This is a genomic window from Saccharibacillus sp. O23 (assembly GCF_002205895.1).
GTDB lineage: Bacteria > Bacillota > Bacilli > Paenibacillales > Paenibacillaceae > Saccharibacillus.
Map to the genome: position 1 here is coordinate 239,063 of NZ_NJDE01000025.1, position 20,545 is coordinate 259,607.

Consider the following 20,545-nt stretch of genomic DNA (forward strand, 5'->3'; position numbering starts at 1 on the left):
TAGAAAAGCTTGCTGTATTTTTTTAGTTTTCAATTTGATCAGATACGTTCGCCATACCTCTCCGATCGAGCTGAGTGAATCGGTGTATAAAAAGCTCCCGTTCGATCGTCTGCAGCACCGGATACCGCTGATATTGGCTCCGAAGGAAAGAAATTAAAGACTGCTTGCGATCGAGCAAAGTCTCATCCAGATCAAATAAGATTCCTTTTATCATGGTTTCGTCCTCTGAGATCTGTCTTATCACGCGGCAGCGTCGAGTTAACGATCTTCATTTCTATTCGAATAACTGCACCTTGACGTCTTTGCGATCCATCGAAATATAGGTATGCAATTGGCCTCTGTGATGGTAGACATGACCTAAGATTTCCAACAGCCATTCGAACCTTGTGTACTCGACTCCCCAGTAAGACTTTTTCTGTTCGAACAATTCTTCTTCCGAATAACGAGAGAACGTTTCGACGAGTTCGTTGTAATTCGCGAGCAGGCTCTTCTTGATCTCTGCGATCGTGGTCGGAGCGTTACTTGCGTAATATAGGTCCATCTCGGTCGACGTCGCTTCATTCGAAATCAACAGATCCGCTTGGCAGATCAGAGCGATATGAGACAGCAGTTCGGCGTAGGATCTCTTGCCGTTGATCGGCGTGGATTCCAAGTCGGCGTCAGACAACTGATCGAGCATTTCGTCAACGGAATCGATCGCGATTTTAATTTGGTGAAAAACCGGAGTTAGATATGTATTCATGATTTCCTCGCTTTTCTGTTTGGTTCTCGTCCAGCCTGTCGATCAATGGCTTTCAGAGATACGGTCATGTGTACTTATAGCGACCTCGGCCATTTCTTTTAACTTAGCCTTATCTAAGCCTTTTACTCCAAAATCTTTGGCTATACTTTCGAAGTACGCCCAATCGTTATTTCTTTTACGGCCCGTATTTCTTGGATCAGATTAGAAAATTCGTCGCGCCCTTCTAGATCGATATACAATTCGCTAACTGTTCAAATCCCGCTTCGTTCGGCTTATGACCGATGCCCGCAAAACTAGCGATATAGTGCTCGAAGTAACCTTTGGGATATTTATCGTTTTCCATTATGATTCTCCTTTGATTGCACAGATCCTATTTGATCAGTGACGTTTCCGCTATAAGGTTCCAGCTGCGACACGCTTCGGTCCACAGAATTTTTTGTCTAAATCGCTTCTTCGATAGGGTTATCTACTGAATATGATTCCCATAAAGTCTCTTGTAGATCAAGCATGAGTAGGATGTCTTCTCAAGGAATCGATCACCCTGAATGACTACAACGCCTTGATTAGCTCTAAATTCGCATAAGTCGTTTCCGAACATTCACGATCCCCATAGACCCCGCTTGCCTGATTAAATCCCGATTTAATCCAAAACTTTAAAGCCGGCCAATTTTTCAAAGCTACGTTGATCCGAATTTCTGTATATCCCAAAGCTGCGGTTACCTCCGCAAATCGATTGACGACTTCTTGTCCGAAACCTTGCTTCTGAATCGTTTTATCGATATACAAAAATTCAAGATATACAGCATCTGTAGACGGGAAACCATGATAGACGCTCAATATTCCGATGATCTGTTGATCTTCTTGATTTCGAATCGTTTGAATTTTGTAGTTTTCCAATTTACCGTTCGGAGGCAGGTTTCCTTTGAAGAAACAATCTTTAATATGCTCGGGGTTGTAGATTTCGCCATCCCACTGGTTCATATATCGACTTGTTTCATAAAGGTCTTGTACCTCCGGAATTTCGTCTTCTTTCAAATCGGTCATCGTAAGCCTTTGGGAATTCCATTTGTCTGAGATGAGTTTCATGGTTTTGCTCCTTCTTCTTTTGCTTTTTAGATTATTCGAATAACGTTCTTCTATTCACACTGAATATTTGGCGAATACCGGGTCAAAGGCGTACGCCCGGCGCATGAACATGTTGTTATAGGATGTCGGAAGCTTCGTTAAAAGAACGAGTAAGTTCTATATAGCTCTTCCTCAACTCAATATAGTAACCATCGGATTTCCAGCAATCGTCTAGTTCTTTATAGATCTCTTTGATAGTATTCTTTGGTTCACCACAATTCCTAAGCAGCCATTCCTTAATATAATCTATGTCTCTATTCTCGTCTTCCCACAAGAAATCCATAATTCCCGACTCTCTTGCAGCACTATCCGGACAATAAATAGCGTATGGTGCGTCAAAATACTCCATAAGCTCAATAGATATATTCCTTAAGTGTGTTTGAAAATCAATCTCTAAATCATTTATTAAAAACGTAATCCATCTGGTATAATGCGACACCATACAAACCTTCTCTGAAAAGGTGAATTCGAGATGATAAGGACCGCTTAGCTCTAAGGTGCCTCCAAACTCATCAACCCTAATACTCCAAGTTTCTTGTTTATCATTTGAATTGACCTTACGTAATTCCTTAATAAACTTGTCAACATGACTCAGCTGATTATTATTTAAGTCAAAACACATTTTGTCTATTTCATATTTGGTCAACGAATGACCTATGTATGCTGTGAAATCCATCCCCATTGAGCTGCCTCCAAAACATGGTTTCGTTCGATTTCTTGTAACGTTTCTATGTTTACGACGTCCTGCCGACTTAAGCCCGTTAGGGCGATTAGGGCGGCTGCGCTTGCGCAGTTAGTCGATGCAGATGTTTCCCGGCAACTATTTTACCGAATTATCTTTCGGGACTAAGGCGTCTTATGCGCCGATGCATGAACACATTGTTATACGAAGGTACCTCTTCTTCTAATTATCCTACTATTGTTATATAAGCATTTACGAAACTCACTCTTCATTACGAGGAGCCAACTCTGTCATCTGAATCTATTGAAGTTCTTGTTAATCATTAATATGTTAACTCCTTCTTTTGAAATTCAGATTACACCGGATCCCGTATCAAACTCCAACCTTATTCATTTTTCTTACTTTTTCTTGTTACAATAACTGATACTATGATAGAAGTTACAAAACTTAATATGGGGACATATACAAAGAAGAGCGGCATAAAAACATAATTAGTATCAGTTCCAGTAATTCCTTTACTATCAATAATATATTGACCAATAAATCCTCCGAGAATAGCGTAAATAAATCCAGATAATATTGCGGTTATAAAAAAAACTATACATCCCATACAATCACCTTAGCCTTTATTTTTTAGTTTTTTCTTATAACGTTACTGTATTCACTACCCGGAGTATGTCGGGTGTCTGACGTATGCCAGATCCAAGGCGTAAGCCCGCAGCGTGAATATTATGTTAGATGATGTATGACACTTCTTCGAATCTACTAATTCATATCTTCTTCGTACTTGCTTGATAATAATTCTAAAGAAATCCAATTAATTGTAAGTTTTATTAATAGCTTTAAGTCATCTATATCTTTGTTTTCCCAACGTCTTACATAATGAGTCTCATCATTACCTAACCAAACTGCACGTTTAGAAATTTCTTTAATTCTTTGATTCAGAATATAATTACTAATTACAGCTGCTAGAGGTTCTTTTTTTATATTCTCTACTTTCTCTGGTTGCAAAGTTATTGCATAGTCTTTAATCAAAAATTCTAAAGCTTTTCTATATCCCACACCACAAATTTGATCTAATCTTCTTTCTTCTGCATGTTTTGCTTGATTATATATTTCTACAAAAGAAGGAGATAACTCTTCAATACATTCTTCGAAGGATTCTGGAAACGGTTGGAATGGGGAACATCCTCTTAAGTAAAACACATCGTCTCTAAAATTAAACTGATCTTTGAGATAAACTCCGAAGAATATTTCTGAACATTTTGCATTAGTACAGGTAAATACGATTCTATAACGTTCTTCACGATCTTTAAAAAAGCTATACCCGATCACAAAATTTGGATTAACTGATACATGACACATTGGACATTGATCAGGAATTCGATCTATTTTTCTATTTTGTAAATCTTGAAAAAAAGATGCTTGCTTCACTTCTTTCACCTCGTTATGTCATATTTCATCTAACGTTCCTGTATTTACGACCCGACGCATGTCGGGTGGCCGGCGAACGCCGGACCCAGGGCGTATGCCCGCAGCGTAAATATTATGTTATAGGGTGTTCCCCTGCTCGGATCGTTTCAATCCGCTCTTCTTCCCCGTTACGATCGTCTTCGATTTATATCGCCGTTGACATGTACCGCCCTTGCTTTGTATCGCCTTTGTCCTGTATAGCTTTTTATTTATATCGTTCGTAATTTATATCGTCCTTGACTTGTATCGCCGTTGATCTTGTTCGCTCTTGGTCTGTATCGCACTTAGCCCCTATGCTTTTGACCTGTACAGCTTTTGATCTTTATAGCCATTAGCCCGTATAGCTCTTGACCTGTATAGATTTTGATCTGTATACCCTTGAACCGTATAGCCCTTGATCTGTATCGCTCTTCAATCTTTTATTCGTTTTATTCTTTGCAGGGGAATTACCTATAACGTTCCTGTATTCACGACCCGACGCATGTCGGGTGTCTGGCGAATGCCAGACCAAGGACGTATGTCCGCAGCGTAAATATTATGTTATCTGATGCCATCTATCTTCTTCGATTGGCTTACACCTACTTCAATCTTCTTTCAATTCAGCTTTTATTCCTCTTCTAATGTCTTTAAAATTCTTTCCTTAGTTTGTCTCAGCCTCTTTTCTGCTCCATTCTGGTTCAGAGGTTCACCCCAAGGGAATTCATCACCTTGATATCTTGGAATAAGATGCATATGATAATGGTTTAGATCGTTAAATATTCCTCCATCTTGACAAATTCTTATTCCATCAGGTTTAAATATGCTCTTTAATGCAACTGAAAGTTTTTGTGAAGCATCCATGATTGCGTATGCCGTTTTTGGATCAATCTCGTCTACATCAAGATAATGTTGTTTAGGCAGAATTAGAGTGTGTCCTTCATTAAAAGGATCAATGTCTAGCACACACATAATGAATTCGTTCTCATAAATAATGTTTAAGTTGGGTTCAATACCGTTAGCGATTCTACATCCTAAGCATTCCATGCTTATCACACTCTATTCTGAAAAGTATTTCTCATCATTAATTGAGTTTAGATGGTTTCAGATAACGTTCCTGTATTCACGACCCGACGCATGTCGGGTGTCCGGCGAATGCCGGGCCAAGGACGAATGTCCGCAGCGTGAATATTATGTTAAGTGAAGTTACTGCTCTAATTTCTTTAATGCTTTGTATTTTAATTTTTTAAGAATCCTCGTGTTGAATTTTCAGCATTCTTTATATACTTTATTTCTGTTTCAAGTTAAAGCGTTTCTGCTATTAATGTAAGAGTATTGCAAAAGAAAGTTCGATTTGTTCAAACATCTTAATCATAAAATGTTATCAATTGATTGCACTTTACGCATGTGTACTGTATTATAAATGTGAGAGGTGATCATGCAAATGACGACGGCAGAATTTCTACGTCAAGCTAAAAATCTTATATCTAATAGGCGAACTTACTTTTGCAAAAGAACTGATTATGACACAGTTCAAGCTCTTTTCGATCTAGGAATTGAAGATAGAGCGACTGCTTGGCGAGAAATTATGCAATTAAAACCTAGTGACCAATATAAGCCACCGGAACCTGATCGTAACGGCTCCGATAATCTGGTATGGTTTTTTAAAAAAACCATTAATGGCGAATCGGCATACATCAAGTTAACCATTGACCAAAACTTGTGTATGTGTATTTCCTTTCATCCTGAAGGTTACACTACTAATTAAGTACATAGGAAGACGAGGTTTTCCACCTCGTCTCCTACTTTTATATAATTTAAGACTTACCGTGGGGGGCGCGGACTAATGAATTATTGTGAATCTTGCTTTGAAGAACATACTTATACTATCAAAAACGAAATTCATTCATTTAAATTTAGAGGCGAAAACATTGAGATTGAAAGAAGAGTAGCATATTGTAATAAATGCAATTCTTTAATCGACGTAGAAGAGTTGGAAAATGAAACGATGGCTAAAGTAGCACAAACATATTCCGAAAAATACGGTATGACATCACTTGAAATTAAAAATGTTAGAAAACAATTTAATTTAGGAATCAGACCTTTTGCTAAGTTATTGAGAATTGGTTCAGCTAGTGTTTCGAGATATGAATCAGGAAGCCTACCGCAAGCAACCCATTTGGATATTTATAAAAGGTTGCAACATCATCCACATGCCATATTAGAATTTTTTAATACTAATAAAGATCTTTTAACTGATAGAGAACTTCAAATGGTGGAAGCATCACTTCAGGCCTGGTCAGTTTCTGAACAATCATTTCAAACAGATGAGCAAATTGTAGAATCAATTTATAAAACAAATGAACTAACAGAATTGACTGGTTATAATGAATTTTCCTTAGATAAATTCATTAATATGGTTTTATACTTCACATCTAATGGAGTTCTTAAAACAAAGCTTATGAAGTTAATGTGGTATAGTGATTTCTTATTTTTCAAGCGGCAAACCGTATCTATAACGGGAGCAACTTACGTAAAATATCCGTATGGTCCAGTACCAAAAGATCATGACATAGCTTTAGCTCACTTGCAGCATATGAATATAATTGAAATAGATGAGCTTACAAATGATGAGGGCTGGACTATGATGAAGATTAAGGCCTCTGAACCTTTTGATTCTACAATTTTTTTAGAGGAAGAATTAAAAACTATGTCAGAAATTGAAGTATTCTTCCGAGAGTATGGCTCTCGAAAAATTAGCGAGTATGCACATAATGAAAGAGGTTGGATAGAGACAGAAGTAAAACAGCCGATTAGTTATATCCATGCCGAAGAATTACGTGAATTTTAAAAATTCGCTACAAAAAGATACTTTCTGTTTCCAAACATGTTAAAAAGGAGATAATTTCAATTCCCACCATATAGAAGTGCAGAAGTTTAGCTAATTAAATCTTCATAGCCGTTCAATCTTGAGCGGCTTTTTTATTACTTTTTCGCTTTTTCATTTCTTCATTTCTTCATTTCTTCATTTCATAAAAAAATCTTAATCTAATGATGTATTCATTTTTTCCTTTTCTCTTGTTATGGTTCTATCTTGTATCAGGACAACCCTAAAAATTTCATTTAGATTAATTCTCAGATATCCAAAATACTTTCGCACAGAGACCCTAGTAATTTCACTTAACGTTCCTGTATTCACGACCCGACGTATGTCGGGTGTCTGGCGTATGCCGGACCAAGGACGAATGTCCGCAGCGTGAATATTATGTTATACGACGGAATCCCTTCTCTGATGCCACTCATGGATCTCTTTTAAATTTATTAAATTTTAAAAAACATGATTTATTCAATCAAACTTCCCCCGAAAAATGTCATAGTTAGAGGGTGTTTCATTTCGCATTAACTCTGCAATTTCATGAATATTATTTCTAATCATTGAATCCGTATTTTTCTTTAGTAGATACGCCGTCTGATACATAGGAAAAATAATATTATTAAATTGTTGCCAGTTGATTGGTCCAAAATATTGAAAGGTATGTTCTATTAACGAACTATGTTTGATTCTAAAACCTTCTTTGTATGCATTACCATATAAAAGTTCATTTTTGGTTTGCTTAGATATGGGCTCTGAAATAATAAAATCTCTATCTTTGCTTCGAAGATTACAGACCATATTTACAGCCCAATCCCCAATAACAGTACTCCATTCATAATCTCTGTTTAATACTGATCTTGATAAAATAATCCTATCAATCTCAAATTCTCTATATTGAGAATCTTTCATATACTTTCCTAAAATTAAAGTTCCTAATCCATCTGCAAAAATACTAATATTCGCTTCGTATATTCTATAAATGTCACTTAACCATTCACTTATTCTTTTCACTTCTTCTAGAAGTGAGAAATCTTTATCTCCAGAATAATACCAATAAGGTGCAAAAATCCAATCCGCAGAGCTTACTATAGGAGATATTTTATTATTAAAATTCATATGTTCCATTACATTAGTTATTGTAACTAATATTTTTTTCTCTCTTATTCCTCTTATTACGTGTCTATGAATATATGCTTCTCGAGCTCTTAATAAACTTTCTACACTGAAGTACTCTTCATAATCATTCCAAGTGGAGCTATCTGCTTTTTTGTCCAGAATAACTTCTACCATACCAACATCTAAATTTAATTTATCTTTTGAAAACAAATTCAAAAAACTATATATGGATTCTTTGCTGGATTCTTCTATTATGATAACGTCTAATTGACAATCTTCAACTACCATAAGTTCATTAGACTGTACCCAACAGCATTCTTTATTAGGCAATATAATCATGCAATCTAAATCATTGGGCTCCTCTTTCTCGGTCACAAATGATCCCGCTAAAATAATGCTACTCCCCTCTCGACTCAATGCGAAAGCAAAAATTTCTTCTAGAACTTTTTTGTACTTGCTTCTAACAGCACTAGTTTCATAACAGAATCTATTCATGAATTGTTGTGAATTACACTGGTGAATTCCTTTTTCAAGGACTCCTCTTTGATTAAAATTTGGAATTGTCATTTTTTTCTCCTTAGTAGTATTTTTTAAATTCTTTATCTTTTATTATATTTTTCATATCTTCATCTATCATTTTTCTATAATTCTCAAAGTCAGGTTTGTACTCTTTGATCAAAACTTCTGTTATTGAATCAAACGCTTCTTTATATTCAAGCATACTTATACTTTCGTTCATTAAGCTAATTCTATATGAAGCTAAGTGGGATTGTAATTTCATAAACTTGTAAGTTTCTGAAATTACACTCTCTATTAGTTTATCTCTTGAGGATAATCGAAAAAATTTAGTGAATAAAGAATACTCTGAAATTAAATCGTTATATTGCAATTTTATACTTTCAAAATACTTTGATATATCTTCATTCTTAGAATATTCATTCATAATACTAATAATCTTTAAAGTGTCGTATAACAAGTAGTTGAGTATTCTATACATTGCTACATAATATTTTCGTTTCTCATTTGTATATTGGACTATAGATGGAACCAATACTAAAAGACTGCTTGCAAAGAGACCTATACTAAAATTTAAATAAAAATCTTTATGGCTTTCCTTAGGTAAAACATTTGAAAATTCTAATAATAAAGCTGTACTAAAAAAAATTATACAAAAAAGAAACATTACGATAACTACATGTTTATTAACTTTCATTTCTCTCTCCATCTGCGGTAAAGAAACTTATATAAAATATAAGTTCATCTTCTCACTGTATTTGGATTCTGTCGTATAACGTTCCTGTATTCACGACTCGACGCATGTCGAGTGTCCGGCGTATGCCGGACCCAGGGCGTATGCCCGCAGCGTGAATATTATGTTATCCGATGCTACTGTCTTCTTTGAATTACGATCAGCCCATGTGAAAGAACTCTTGGTTTTCAAACATAATATTTAAAGAACCTGAAGGTCCTACAACAAACTTTGAAATATTTGTTTTATCGTATCCCACTCTACGAAAATCTAGTACTATTTGCTTCTCCTGAATTACTAAATCAAAAGCATTATTAATGACTTTAGCTTTTAAGTTTATGCAAGGAACTTCATTCTCTAGAAAACCATATTCTTTAAATGAAATCCCTTCTAGTTTTTTTGTCTTTTCTCTCTTTATCATAAATTCAAGATAAGTCTCATTTTTTCTTGATTCAATTCTGATTTTATTTCCTGACACATTACAAATAAAATCATTAACTTCCTTATTGGGAGCGAGTAAGATGTCATTATCAATAATCCTAATTATTAATTCTCCAGAACTGTTCCATAGCTGTGCATTTAAAGTCAATTGACCTTTAGCATTTTCTTTCAATGCAAATATTTCATTTCCTAAAACTCTTAATGATATTTGGTTTTTAGCTATTATCAAATTCTTACCGGCATTTAAAACGCTATTCTTTAAGTTCCAATGCAATTTCCCTTTGATGGGACTTTTCTCACCTTCTGTTTTTAGGGTTCTTAATTCTTCTTTAGTCCATGTTCCTCGATCTGCCATGCTATGATGACTAGGACAAAGGGCAATCATCCCTTCGATATTATGTACATTTCCTTCATGCCAAGGCGGATTAAAATGATGGTATTCAAGAAAAGGTGATCTACATCCTTCAATAGGACAACCAAAACCAACTTCTCTTCTCAAATCTCTTCGCACTTCTACTGGCGGAATTCTGCCATTCATTTTAGCAACTCCTAAATTTTCGATTACAGTAGTTTCGGATAACGTCTTTTTCACGAACTTCGCTAACCCTAATCTCCCGGTATATTCACGAACTTCGTCAATCCCTCATTCACAGCATCATTTCCGAACCCCTACGGCGTACTCTTCTATTCCTCCCCCATGCTCAATCGCTTTCTTTTCCATTTTATCAGCACTAAAGGAATTTGAATATGAATTCTCATACGGAAAAGGCCTTCGCGGCGGTCTCCACCGAAGGCCTTGCTCTGCATACGTCCTGCCATCTACGAGCCTACGAGCCGCTGCTTACTTCTCCCCCACCCCAAACCGCAGCACGGTCTTCATCTTCGCCCTCTCGGTCTTTCTGGGATCGGTCAAATAAATCTCCCGGTGCAGCTTGCTCAGCCGCTCGTAACCCTGCTCCGCGCAGAACGCTTCCATTCGGGCAAAGCTTGCGGGTTCGTCTTCGAAAGGACCGACGTGCATCATCTGGCAGCTTAAACCGTCAGTCAGCGATTGGAAACGGAGTTTCTCCAGAAACGGATTGTCTTTTTTCTTCTTCACCTGCTCAAGGAAACGCTCATAACCTTCTTCGGTCAAAAAGTCGGGCTGGCGGATCATGATCGTGTATTTCAGGTTGCTTTTGTCCGTGGACGGTTTGCCGTGATCGACTAGATCCCAGATGCCTTCGAGAGGGAACACGGTATAGTCGTAATACCCTTCGGGCACCTGCTCGCTTTTGTAAGACATTTTGACGGCGTAGCTCAAGCTGTACAGCGCTTCGATCGCCAGACCGTATTCCGCGCCGTTCGGGTCGCCGGAGCCGTCCAGCATGATAAACGGGATACTCGGAACGTCCACGATCTCCGGCGTCGTTTTCGGCATGTACAGATGTTTGTAGTCTTTGCGATATTCGACTTTTGCAGGCATAGGCTTTTCTCCCATCGTTTGAATGTTTCGCTTCTTGAGTGTAGTGTAGCTTCCGATCCCGGACAACAGCATGTACAGGTTGAGCGCGACGGTCAGCGTTTATTCGGAACGATCCAGCGAACCCTAACCTAAATTTCCGCGCAAAAAAGGCTTTTAGACCCGCAACGATCTAAAAGCCTTCTTATTCCTCTATAAAGTCGATCAGTTCTTCGCCTGTTCGATCTGCTCGGCCAGTTCGTTCAGATACGTCCAACGTTCCATGAGTTCTTCCAACTTCGCTTCCGCCGCGGTCTGCTTCTCCATCAGCTCTTGAAGCTTCGCGGAATCGCTGCCCGAACGCTCCATCTCGGCAGCGATCTCGGAGATGCGCTGCTCCGCCGCTTCGATATCGGAGTCGATCGTCTCGTATTCCCGCTGTTCTTTGTACGTGAACTTGAGCTTCTTTGCCGGCGAGGAAGCACCGCCGGCAGGCGCGGAGGATGCCGCAGAAGCCGAAGCCGCCGAAGAGGTTTCTTTGGCTTCTTTGCCGCCGCTGCCGCCCGTCGAGAATCCGTCTTTGAGCGCTTCGCCGCCTGTCCGTTCCATATATTCGCTGTAGTTGCCCGCATGGATCGCCACTTTGCCGCTGCCTTCGAACGCGAACAGCTTGTCGCATACCCGGTCGAGGAAATAGCGATCGTGGGATACGGTGATCATCACGCCCGGGAAGTCGTCCAGATAATCTTCGAGCACGGTCAGCGTCTGGATATCCAGATCGTTCGTCGGTTCGTCCAGCAGCAGCACGTTCGGCGCGGCGATCAGGATGCGCAGCAGGTACAGTCTGCGGCGTTCGCCGCCGGACAGCTTGCCGATCGGGGTCCATTGCGCGGTCGGGGTAAACAGGAAACGTTCCAGCATCTGCGACGCGGTCACGGTGCCTTCTTCCGTTTTGACCGTCTCCGCGGCTTCTTTGATGTAATCGATCGCCCGCATGTTCGGATCCATCTCCGCCGGTTCTTGACGGAAATAGCCGATACGGACCGTCGAACCGGAGTCGATGCTGCCGCCGTCCGGCTGAAGATCGCCCGCGATCAGGTTGAGCAGCGTGGACTTGCCGCGTCCGTTAGGTCCGACGATGCCGATCCGGTCGCCCGGCACGGCCATATAGGTCAAATCGTCGATCAGCAGACGGCCGGCCATCGATTTGCTCATATGGTCGATCTCCATGATCTTGCGGCCCAGACGGGACGAGAGCGTCGCCATCTCCAGATCGCTCGCTTTCTGCTGCGGCTTGTCGTCTTGAAGCTGTTCGAACCGCTCGATCCGCGCTTTCTGCTTGGTCGAACGGGCTTTGGCGCCGCGGCGAATCCAAGCCAATTCTTTGCGCAGCAGGTTCTGCCGTTTGTCTTCGGACGCCGCTTCGCGTTCTTCGCGTTCCGCTTTGAGTTCGAGGAACCGCGAATAGTTCGCCGTATACCGATACAATTTGCCGTAATCCAGTTCGAGCATGACGTCCGCCACCCGATCCAAGAAGTAGCGATCGTGGGTGACCATGAGCAGCGCGCCGCGGCGTTTCTTCAGATACGTCTCCAACCATGCGACCGACTCGGAATCGATATGGTTGGTCGGTTCGTCCAGAATCAGCAGCTCGGACGGCTGTACCAGCGCGGCCGCCAGAGCGACGCGTTTGCGCTGTCCGCCGGAGAGCGAACCCATTTTGGCGTCGAACAGATCCAAGCCCAGCTTCGACAGCACGCTTTTCGCTTCGCTTTCGATGCTCCACGCGTTGAGGCGGTCCAGCTCCTGCCCGGCTTTGATCAGGCGCTGTTGAAGTTCTTCCGAATCGGGCTGAAGTTCGAACTGCCGCATCGTCTCGCTGTAGAAACGCACCGCCGCCAGCTCGTCGCCTTCGCCGTGCAGGAGCTGCTGAAGCACGGTCAGTTCCGGATCGAAATCGGGATTCTGCGCCAGATAACGTATGCGAATGCCGCTTCCTTTGACGACCTGACCGGAATCGGCCTGTTCCAAGCCCGCTATGACTTTCAAGAACGTCGATTTGCCCGTCCCGTTGACGCCGACCACGCCGATCTTGTCTTGATCTTCCATGCCGAACGACGCGTCGTCGAACAGCACCTTTTCCCCGTAGCTTTTGGATAGATGTTCAACGGTCATGATATTCATTGCCGTCAGTTCCCCCTTCGTCGTTCCTTACTCGCCAAAAACCGGACCCCCGCCTGCTTCTGGAAGTCCGGACGTTTACGTTCGCGATGTTTTCGCAATCAATGCAGTTCTTTCTCGCTGCCTTGCAGGAACAAGCGTACCGTTTGCAGCACCCGTTTCTCCAGATCTTCGCGCGTGAACTCGCCTTCGAACAAAATGTCCATCTTGAGGCGATCCAGCATCCCGATATACGCTTTGGCGTAGAAGTCCGGATCGGGCATGCCGGCGTCTTCCAACGCTTCCTTGACCAGCGCCATGTAGCGGGTCAAGAACCCGTGCATCAACCGCATCAATTCGGGGTCGTTGTTGGGCGCGTGGAAGAACAGCTTGGTATGCGCTTTGCGTTCGTAATAGTATTCCAGATGATGCACCGCGACGCGCTGAAGCTTGTCCATCAGGCCGTCGGCCGATTTCAATTGGAAATTCAGATCGCGCAGGAACTTCTCCCAGTCGCGTTTGGTCACGGCCGAGAACAGTTCTTCTTTGCTTTTGAAATATAAATACATCGTGCCTTTCGCGATCCCCGCATGTTCGGTGATATCCGAAATTTTCGTGTCGTAGAAGCCTTTTTTGCCGAAAATCTCGAACGCCGAGTCCAGAATCGCCTCATGCTTTTCTTTCTGCGCTCCGCTCATCCGAACCACCTCCCCGCCAGAATCATGATGACCAACGCCAGACCTCCGCCTGCCGCCGAAGACAATAAATTGACCCAATCGTTATTCATAAAAGGCCACCCGCGGTAACGTACCGTCGGTTGACCGCAGTGCGTGCGGCTCTCGACGCTTTTGCCGCAGACTTGGCAGCGGTACATGACCTGCACCGTCGCCCCGAGATACGAATCGACGAACGCGCCGACCGTTCCGCCCAACGCGCCCGCCGGAATCCAAGCCCAGAGCGGCCAATCCGGCCCGGTGCCCGTCCAATAGAGCAGGACGGCTCCGGCCGTGCCGATCATGCCCGCGCCCACGACGGCCGCCGCGCTGCCGCGCAGCGAGACCCCGCCCGACGTTCCGGCCGGGAGCGGTTTCCACGTCACGATCGAACGCGGAGGCTTGCGGCTGAGGCTGCCCCATTCGGTCGCCCACGTATCGGCCGTGACCGTCGCCATGACGCCGACGAACGCGCCGAACCAGATCGGACACGGCCAGAAATAATTGCCCAGACACAGCACCATGCCGATGCCGCCGTTGGCGAGCACCTGCATCGCGTCGCGTCGGCCCGTTTTCTCATACATCTGCTCGGCCTGACGCTTCTCCGCCTGCTTGACCTTCGACAATACGCTGGAAGTCACGAAGAAAAGCAGCAGCAGCCCGAACCAGAACAAATCTCCGGCTCCGTAATAGATCGTGCCCATAAGGACAGCCGCGATCGCGCCGGAAGCCGACAGCGACCGCTTCGCGTAGGCCGCTCCCGCCACAAGGCAAGCGCCGACCGCTCCGATGATCCAATCCACTTGATGATACGCCTCCCGGGCGGAAACGTGCAGCCGTCTATCCGACGGTGCAGCCGCCCCATTTTTCTTCGTTCCAATACAGTTCGAGCACGTCGCCGGCCGTCGTCGGTCCGACGCCTTCCGGGGTGCCCGTATAGATCAAGTCTCCTTCGCCGAGACCGTAATGTTCGCCGATGTAATCGAGCAGCGTCTGCAGATCGAAGATCATGTTCGCGATGCTGCCGAGCTGCACGGTTTCGCCGTTCTTGCGGAGCGAGAACTCGCCTGCGCGCAGCGCGTCCAGACCCGGGAATTCGATCTCGCGGGTCAGCGGAGCGGAATTGCGGAAGCCTTTGGCGGCCGTCCACGGATGGCCTTTGGCTTTGATCTTCGACTGCACGTCGCGCAGCGTGAAATCGATACCGAGCGAGACCGCCGCGACGAGGTCTTCGACCTTGAGCCCCGGCTCGTAAGCGCGTCCGATCCGCAGTACCAATTCCGTCTCGTAATGCACCTCGCCGAGGTTCTGCGGCAGTTCGACCGTTCCGCCGTCCAGCGCGCATACCGCATGGGAAGGCTTCAAGAAGATCATCGGCTCCGACGGCACGTCGTTGCCCAGTTCTTCGGCGTGTTTCTTGTAATTGCGTCCTACGCAGTACACATTGCTTACAGCTATCATGGAAAAAACCACCTTTGTCGTCGTAGTAAGGGTATAGGTACTGCCGTACGGCTTTCGGTTATTCCGGTCAAAAATGCAGCCAGCGGCGCCAAACGGGACGTTCGCGCACTTCCGGCAGTTTCTTCGCCAGCAGCCAGCGGTCGGGCCTGTTGGTACAGATCATCAGATCGGGATGCATCGAACCGAGTTCGCGCATGCGGCGGATCTGATCCACCGTCCAGACCATGATATTGATCCCCTGTCCGATCGTCGAACGGACGAAAGCCGTATCGACCCGGCCGTGCCCGATCGACAGCAGGCTGCATCCGCACTCTTCCAACCGCCGGTTCAGATCGGCGGGCCGGGAATCGATAATCAGCCCGCGCCGGATCCCGGGCGCGGCTTCGCGCGCTTCAAGAAGCGCTTTCGGTTCGAAAGACGTGAAGATCACGTCGCTCTTCATCCCGCAGCCTTCGACGACGTCGACCGCCGCCGCCGCAAGTCCAGGGTACAGCTGGGCGTTCGTTTTCAGCTCGATATTGAGCTTGAGCCGTCCTTGAACTTCGCGCAGCACTTCTTCCAGCGTCGGAATGCGTTCGCCCGCGAACAAGCGCGATTTCCAGCTTCCGGCATCCAGACGCCGCAATCGGTCCAGCGTATGGTCGCGCACGGCTCCCGAACCGTTCGTCGTGCGGTTAAGCGTAAAATCGTGAATCACGACGGGAACGCCGTCGCTCGACAATTGAACGTCGATCTCCATCCATTCGACGTCTTTCATCTTCGCGGCCAAGCGAATCGCGGCCAGCGTGTTCTCGGGCGCGACGCCGGAAAATCCCCGGTGCGCCACGCATTTGTTATTCAGCATGATGTCATCTCCCGCAGGGTATGCCGGACGGCCTGATCGATGCGGATCAGTTCTTGACGCGGATGCTTCCGTCTTCGCCGATCTTCACGCCCGGCGACAATCCTTCGACGCGCTTGAGCAGCTTCTGCGCGTCGACCGGCTGCATCGGCACCGGCCGAGCCAATTCGGCCCAATACGGAACCAGCTTCAGCGAACATTTGCCGTTCTTCGTGCATTCGGCTTGGAACACGCCGGTCTCCCAGGTCTTCTGCGCAGCCGAATGGGTAAAAATGAAATTGCCGGTCCCGTAAGCGATCCATTTGCCTTTGTACTGCTCGAATCCTTGCAGCACGTGCGCATGGCCGCCGATGGTCAGATCAGCTCCGGCATCGACCAGCGCGCGAGCCAACGTCTGCTGGTTGGCGTCCGGCGTATCGACCCGTTCTTTGCCCCAATGCACGATCGCGACGACCAGATCGGCGTTCTTCTTCGCTTCGCCGACCGCGCGCGCCGCCGCTGCCGTGTCGTAAGCGCTCGCCGCGCCGGGATGATTTTTCCCCGCCGCCCAAGACGTCTCGGGCAGCACGCGGGTCACGCCGACCACGGCGATCTTGATGCCTTTGCGTTCGACATAGACGGGCGCGTAAGCCGCGTCGGCGTCTTTGCCCGCGCCGACATGGGCGAGTCCGGCCTGATCCAGATTGGCGATCGTGTCGAGCAGGCCTTTGGCGCCTTGATCCAACGTATGGTTGTTCGCCAGATTGACCACGTCGACGCCCGCGTTCTTAAGCGGCGTCAACGCCTTGGGCGGCGACTTGAACACGAACGATTTGTCCGCTCCGGTCGTGCTCAGCGCCGTAACGGGCGTTTCAAGGTTAATAACCGTGAGATCGTCGTTCTTAAACCGGTCTCTCACATAAGCGTAAGGATAATCGTATCCTTCTTTCTCCAATAGCGATTGCACTTTGCCGGAGAAGATCACGTCTCCGGCAAAAGTCAGGTTGACGACCTTGTTGTTGCCCGCGGTCGCCGATCCTCCGGCGGCCGCTTTGGGAGCCGTCAGCGTCTGTTCGCTGACGGTCGGTTCTTCGGCCGGCTTCGCTTCGGCCGAAGCGGTGCCTTCGCCGGAGACTTCGTCCTCCGGCGGATTGCCTTCCGCATCTGCGGCGGAAGGCGCGTCGGCGGTGCCCGCCGCAGGAGCCGCCTCGGAAGCGGGCGGCTCTTCGGCTGCGGGCGCCTCGGGCGATTCCGCTTCGCGGGAATCGCCGACCGCGCCGGCCTGCGGCGCGGCTTCGGCCGGTGCGGCGGCCGAAAGGCTCTCGTCCGGCGAGGCATTCGCGCCGGACGGCTCTTCTCCGCCGGCCGCGAGGCCGCCGGCAGGCACTTCTTCGTCCGCCGCTTCGGAGGCGGACGGCTGTTCGGCGAGGGCGCTCAGCGCTGCCTCGCCGCGCGCGGCGGACTCGCGCAGAGCCTGCGCGGTGCGCGCTTCGCTCGCGGCGTGCTCGCGCGCGTAGAGCAGGCCGCCGCCGGCCAAGACCAGCAGCAGCAGCGACAGGTTTACAAGCAGCAGTACCCGGCGCTTGCGCTTGCGGGCCGTGCGTGTTCGAGTTCGGCTCGAACGGGATGAATAACTCAAAGTCTGAATCTCCTTCGTTTCGTCGAATAAGCGGTGACGATTCGTGTCGATTTCGTTCCCTTATTGGAAAACTATTCTTCATTATAGCAGGTTATCCGGCGGAAGTAGAAGGCGCGCTGCGCAAAATCGACAAAAGCCGCTCCGCGTCATCTTCGGATGACGGAAGCGGCCTTCGCCTGCTCTTCTGTTATCGATCGCCGATCGGTCGCCCTTCTTCGCGGCGGGACGTTCGGCTCGGCCGACGGCTTCAGACCGCCGAGCTCGCGAGCGCCGGCGCGGCGGACGCCAACTGGGTCGAGATCTCTTTGGCTTGACGGATGCAGTCCGGCAGTCCGACGCCGTCGTAGCCCGCTCCGGCGATATAGACGCCCGGAAGCTTCTGCGCCATTTCTTGACGCAATTGCGCGATCTGCGCCAGATGGCCGACCGGATACTGCGGCATCGAATCGTTCAAGCGCGTCACTTCCGTGAACAGCGGCTTCGCGTCGATGCCCATCAGATCGAGAATGTCTTTGCGGACCAGCTCGACCAGTCCGGCATCGTCGCGCTTGAGCGCTTCCTGCTCGCCCGCGCGGCCGACGTAACAGCGCATCAGCACTTTGTCTTCCGTGCTGGTATGCAGCCATTTCGTCGACGTCCAGGTGCAGGCCGTGATCGTCCGTCCTTCTTTGCGCGGCACGAGGAAGCCCGAGCCGTCGAAGGTCGTTCGGATATCTTTTTTGTCGAAAGCCAGTACGACGTTCGCTACCGACACGTAGCCGATCTCGTCGAGCGGCTTCGTGTCGACGTGCGGCGACAGCAGCTTCGACGCCGCGAACGTCTGCACCGTCACGATCACCGAGTCGGCGGCCAATACGCTTCCGTCGTCCAATTCGACGGCATAACCGCCTTCAGGCTGTTTGCGGATCGCGGAAGCCCCCGTCTCCGAACGCAGTTCGACCGAACCGGTCAAGTCGTTGATCAGCGCGTGAACCAAGCTTTGCAGGCCTTGGCGGAACGTCAAGAACATGCTTTTCTTCGTCCCGGTATGCGTCTCGGTCGGTTTGCGTCCGGTCATCATGCCGCGGATCAGGCTGCCGTATTCGCGTTCGACCGCGCCGAACTGCGGGAACGTCGAATTCAGGCTCAGGTTCCGGGTATCCCCCGCGTAGATGCCGGCAAGCAGCGGTTCGGTCACGTTTTCCAATACTTCGTGGCCCAATCGCCGTTCGATGAAATCGCCGAGCGACTCGTCTTCCGCGCTCTTGCGCGCAGGCAGCACGTAGTCCATCAGCGCCCGTACTTTGCCTGCCGGAGACACGAGTTTGCTGGCGAGAAAAGGCTTGAGCTGCGTCGGCACGCCGAGCACGAGACCCGACGGCATCGCATGCAGCTTGCCTTTATGCAGCAGATACGTCTTTTTGGCTTCCGGATTGGTCGTCACCAGATCGTGATCGATCTCCAGTTCTTTCGCCAGATCGACCATCGCCGTTTTGCGGGCCAAGAACGAGTCCGGGCCTTTTTCGATCACGAAGCCGTCTTTATGCAGCGTTTCGATCTTGCCGCCCCAGACCGAACTTTTCTCCACGACGGTCACGATCGGATCGTAACCGGCTTCGCGCAGGAAGTTGCGGGCATAATGAGCGGCGCTGAGCCCGGTCAGGCCTCCGCCGATAATGACGACTCTGCGCGGCTCACTCATGGACGAGCGCCTCCTTGCGACATTCGGCCAGCACGCAGTCGGCCAGCGTCCGCATATAGAGCGGATCGGTGTTCAGCGAGTCGATCCGCATCAGACGGACATCGAGTTCTTCGGCGACCTGCTGCGCTTCGATATCCAGATCGTACAGCACTTCCAGATGGTCCGATACGAAACCGAGCGGCGACACGAGCATGTAGCGCACGTCCTGTTCGGACAATTCTTTCATCGTGTCCAGCACGTCCGGTCCCAACCACGGCTCCGCCGTGCGGCCCGCGCTCTGCCACGTGAACTGCCAATTGCTTACGCCCGCTTTCTCGGCGACCGCTTCGGACGTTTCCAGCAGTTGGTCGCGGTACGGATCGCCGATCGACAGAATCCGTTCCGGCAGGCTGTGGGCGCTGAACAGGACTTTGACTTCTTCGCGTTTCGCTCCGGTCTCGACGAACGCGTCCAGCTTGTCCGAGACGCGCTTGGCGAACGCTTCGATCAGCAGCGGGTGCAGATGGTAGCTCTCGATAAAGCTGATGCGGAGACCGGCTTCTTCCGCCGTCTCTTTGGCGCGCTTGATGTAGCTGCCGACGCTCATGGTCGAATAATGCGGCGCCAGCACGATGCCGACCGCTTCGGTAATGCCGTCTTCCGCCATCTGCTTCACGCCGTCTTCGATAAACGGATACGCGTGTTTCAAGCCTTGATAGCAGACGAACTCCGCATCCGCCGGTTGTTGCCGGTTCAGTTCCGCCTGCAGGTCTTCGACTTGACGGTCGGTATTCTCGCGCAGCGGGAACACGCCGCCGACAATCGCTTTGTAACGGTCTTTCAGTTCTTTCAGTTGTTCGGGCGCAGGAGGATTGCCTCTGCGGATATGCGTGTAATAGGCTTCGACGTCGTCCAGACTTTTCGGCGTGCCGTAGGACATGACGAGTACTCCGATTTTCTTCTTCAACTTCG

The 20,545-nt window shown here is 47.6% G+C and carries 19 protein-coding genes; 2 read left to right on the forward strand and 17 right to left on the reverse strand.

Annotation, left to right across the window (positions count from 1 at the left end):
- Positions 1-274: 274 nt before the first annotated feature.
- The 5 genes from CDO73_RS23805 to CDO73_RS23825 all read right to left on the reverse strand — a co-directional run bounded on the left by CDO73_RS23805 (position 275) and on the right by CDO73_RS23825 (position 5,045).
- Positions 275-742, reverse strand: coding sequence for a DinB family protein (locus CDO73_RS23805; RefSeq protein WP_088491004.1), 468 nt, complete (start codon positions 740-742; stop codon positions 275-277).
- A gap of 549 nt (positions 743-1,291) precedes the next feature.
- Positions 1,292-1,828 (reverse strand): GNAT family N-acetyltransferase, encoded by a 537-nt coding sequence (locus tag CDO73_RS23810; protein ID WP_088491005.1) that lies wholly within the window; start codon positions 1,826-1,828, stop codon positions 1,292-1,294.
- 115 nt (positions 1,829-1,943) lie between these two features.
- A complete protein-coding gene (locus CDO73_RS23815; protein ID WP_088491006.1) occupies positions 1,944-2,549 on the reverse strand; it encodes a hypothetical protein in 606 nt (201 codons plus the stop codon).
- A 765-nt stretch (positions 2,550-3,314) separates the two neighbouring features.
- Positions 3,315-3,983 (reverse strand): DUF4145 domain-containing protein, encoded by a 669-nt coding sequence (locus CDO73_RS23820; protein ID WP_088491007.1) that lies wholly within the window; start codon positions 3,981-3,983, stop codon positions 3,315-3,317.
- Between the two features lie 645 nt (positions 3,984-4,628).
- On the reverse strand, positions 4,629-5,045 hold the full coding sequence (locus CDO73_RS23825) for an HIT family protein (RefSeq protein WP_088491008.1): 417 nt from the start codon (positions 5,043-5,045) through the stop codon (positions 4,629-4,631).
- A 391-nt stretch (positions 5,046-5,436) separates the two neighbouring features.
- Here CDO73_RS23825 and CDO73_RS23830 point away from each other — a divergent pair, with 391 nt between their 5' ends.
- Both CDO73_RS23830 and CDO73_RS23835 read left to right on the forward strand, forming a co-directional pair.
- On the forward strand, positions 5,437-5,766 hold the full coding sequence (locus tag CDO73_RS23830) for a type II toxin-antitoxin system MqsR family toxin (RefSeq protein WP_088491009.1): 330 nt from the start codon (positions 5,437-5,439) through the stop codon (positions 5,764-5,766).
- A gap of 78 nt (positions 5,767-5,844) precedes the next feature.
- Positions 5,845-6,849, forward strand: coding sequence for a type II TA system antitoxin MqsA family protein (locus CDO73_RS23835; RefSeq protein ID WP_088491010.1), 1,005 nt, complete (start codon positions 5,845-5,847; stop codon positions 6,847-6,849).
- Between the two features lie 495 nt (positions 6,850-7,344).
- Here CDO73_RS23835 and CDO73_RS23840 read toward each other — a convergent pair whose 3' ends face one another.
- The 12 genes from CDO73_RS23840 to hemH all read right to left on the reverse strand — a co-directional run bounded on the left by CDO73_RS23840 (position 7,345) and on the right by hemH (position 20,540).
- A complete protein-coding gene (locus tag CDO73_RS23840; RefSeq protein ID WP_088491011.1) occupies positions 7,345-8,556 on the reverse strand; it encodes a DUF6932 family protein in 1,212 nt (403 codons plus the stop codon).
- A gap of 10 nt (positions 8,557-8,566) precedes the next feature.
- The gene (locus CDO73_RS23845) at positions 8,567-9,202 is read right to left on the reverse strand and encodes a hypothetical protein (RefSeq protein ID WP_088491012.1); all 636 of its coding nucleotides are present in this window, start codon (positions 9,200-9,202) and stop codon (positions 8,567-8,569) included.
- Between the two features lie 196 nt (positions 9,203-9,398).
- A complete protein-coding gene (locus CDO73_RS26905; protein ID WP_179218823.1) occupies positions 9,399-10,217 on the reverse strand; it encodes an HNH endonuclease signature motif containing protein in 819 nt (272 codons plus the stop codon).
- A 303-nt stretch (positions 10,218-10,520) separates the two neighbouring features.
- On the reverse strand, positions 10,521-11,144 hold the full coding sequence (locus CDO73_RS23855) for a GyrI-like domain-containing protein (protein WP_088491014.1): 624 nt from the start codon (positions 11,142-11,144) through the stop codon (positions 10,521-10,523).
- Positions 11,145-11,345: 201 nt separating this feature from the next.
- A complete protein-coding gene (locus CDO73_RS23860) occupies positions 11,346-13,304 on the reverse strand; it encodes an ABC-F family ATP-binding cassette domain-containing protein (RefSeq protein WP_088491015.1) in 1,959 nt (652 codons plus the stop codon).
- A gap of 98 nt (positions 13,305-13,402) precedes the next feature.
- Positions 13,403-13,978, reverse strand: a complete 576-nt coding sequence (locus tag CDO73_RS23865) for a TetR/AcrR family transcriptional regulator (protein ID WP_088491016.1) — start codon at positions 13,976-13,978, stop codon at positions 13,403-13,405.
- Positions 13,975-14,796, reverse strand: coding sequence for a DUF92 domain-containing protein (locus tag CDO73_RS23870; protein WP_088491017.1), 822 nt, complete (start codon positions 14,794-14,796; stop codon positions 13,975-13,977). Before CDO73_RS23870 ends, CDO73_RS23865 begins: the two co-directional genes overlap by 4 nt.
- 37 nt (positions 14,797-14,833) lie before the next feature.
- Entirely contained in the window at positions 14,834-15,454 is a 621-nt protein-coding gene (locus tag CDO73_RS23875) for a fumarylacetoacetate hydrolase family protein (RefSeq protein ID WP_088491018.1), read from the reverse strand.
- Between the two features lie 67 nt (positions 15,455-15,521).
- On the reverse strand, positions 15,522-16,298 hold the full coding sequence (locus CDO73_RS23880; protein ID WP_088491019.1) for a glycerophosphodiester phosphodiesterase: 777 nt from the start codon (positions 16,296-16,298) through the stop codon (positions 15,522-15,524).
- A 46-nt stretch (positions 16,299-16,344) separates the two neighbouring features.
- On the reverse strand, positions 16,345-17,913 hold the full coding sequence (locus CDO73_RS23885) for a CapA family protein (protein ID WP_256972831.1): 1,569 nt from the start codon (positions 17,911-17,913) through the stop codon (positions 16,345-16,347).
- A gap of 247 nt (positions 17,914-18,160) precedes the next feature.
- On the reverse strand, positions 18,161-19,594 hold the full coding sequence (gene hemG, locus CDO73_RS23890; RefSeq protein WP_088491020.1) for a protoporphyrinogen oxidase: 1,434 nt from the start codon (positions 19,592-19,594) through the stop codon (positions 18,161-18,163).
- Positions 19,587-20,540 carry a ferrochelatase gene (gene hemH / locus CDO73_RS23895; protein WP_088491021.1) on the reverse strand — a complete coding sequence of 318 codons (954 nt, stop codon included), beginning with the start codon at positions 20,538-20,540 and terminating at the stop codon, positions 19,587-19,589. Before hemH ends, hemG begins: the two co-directional genes overlap by 8 nt.
- Positions 20,541-20,545: the final 5 nt, after the last annotated feature.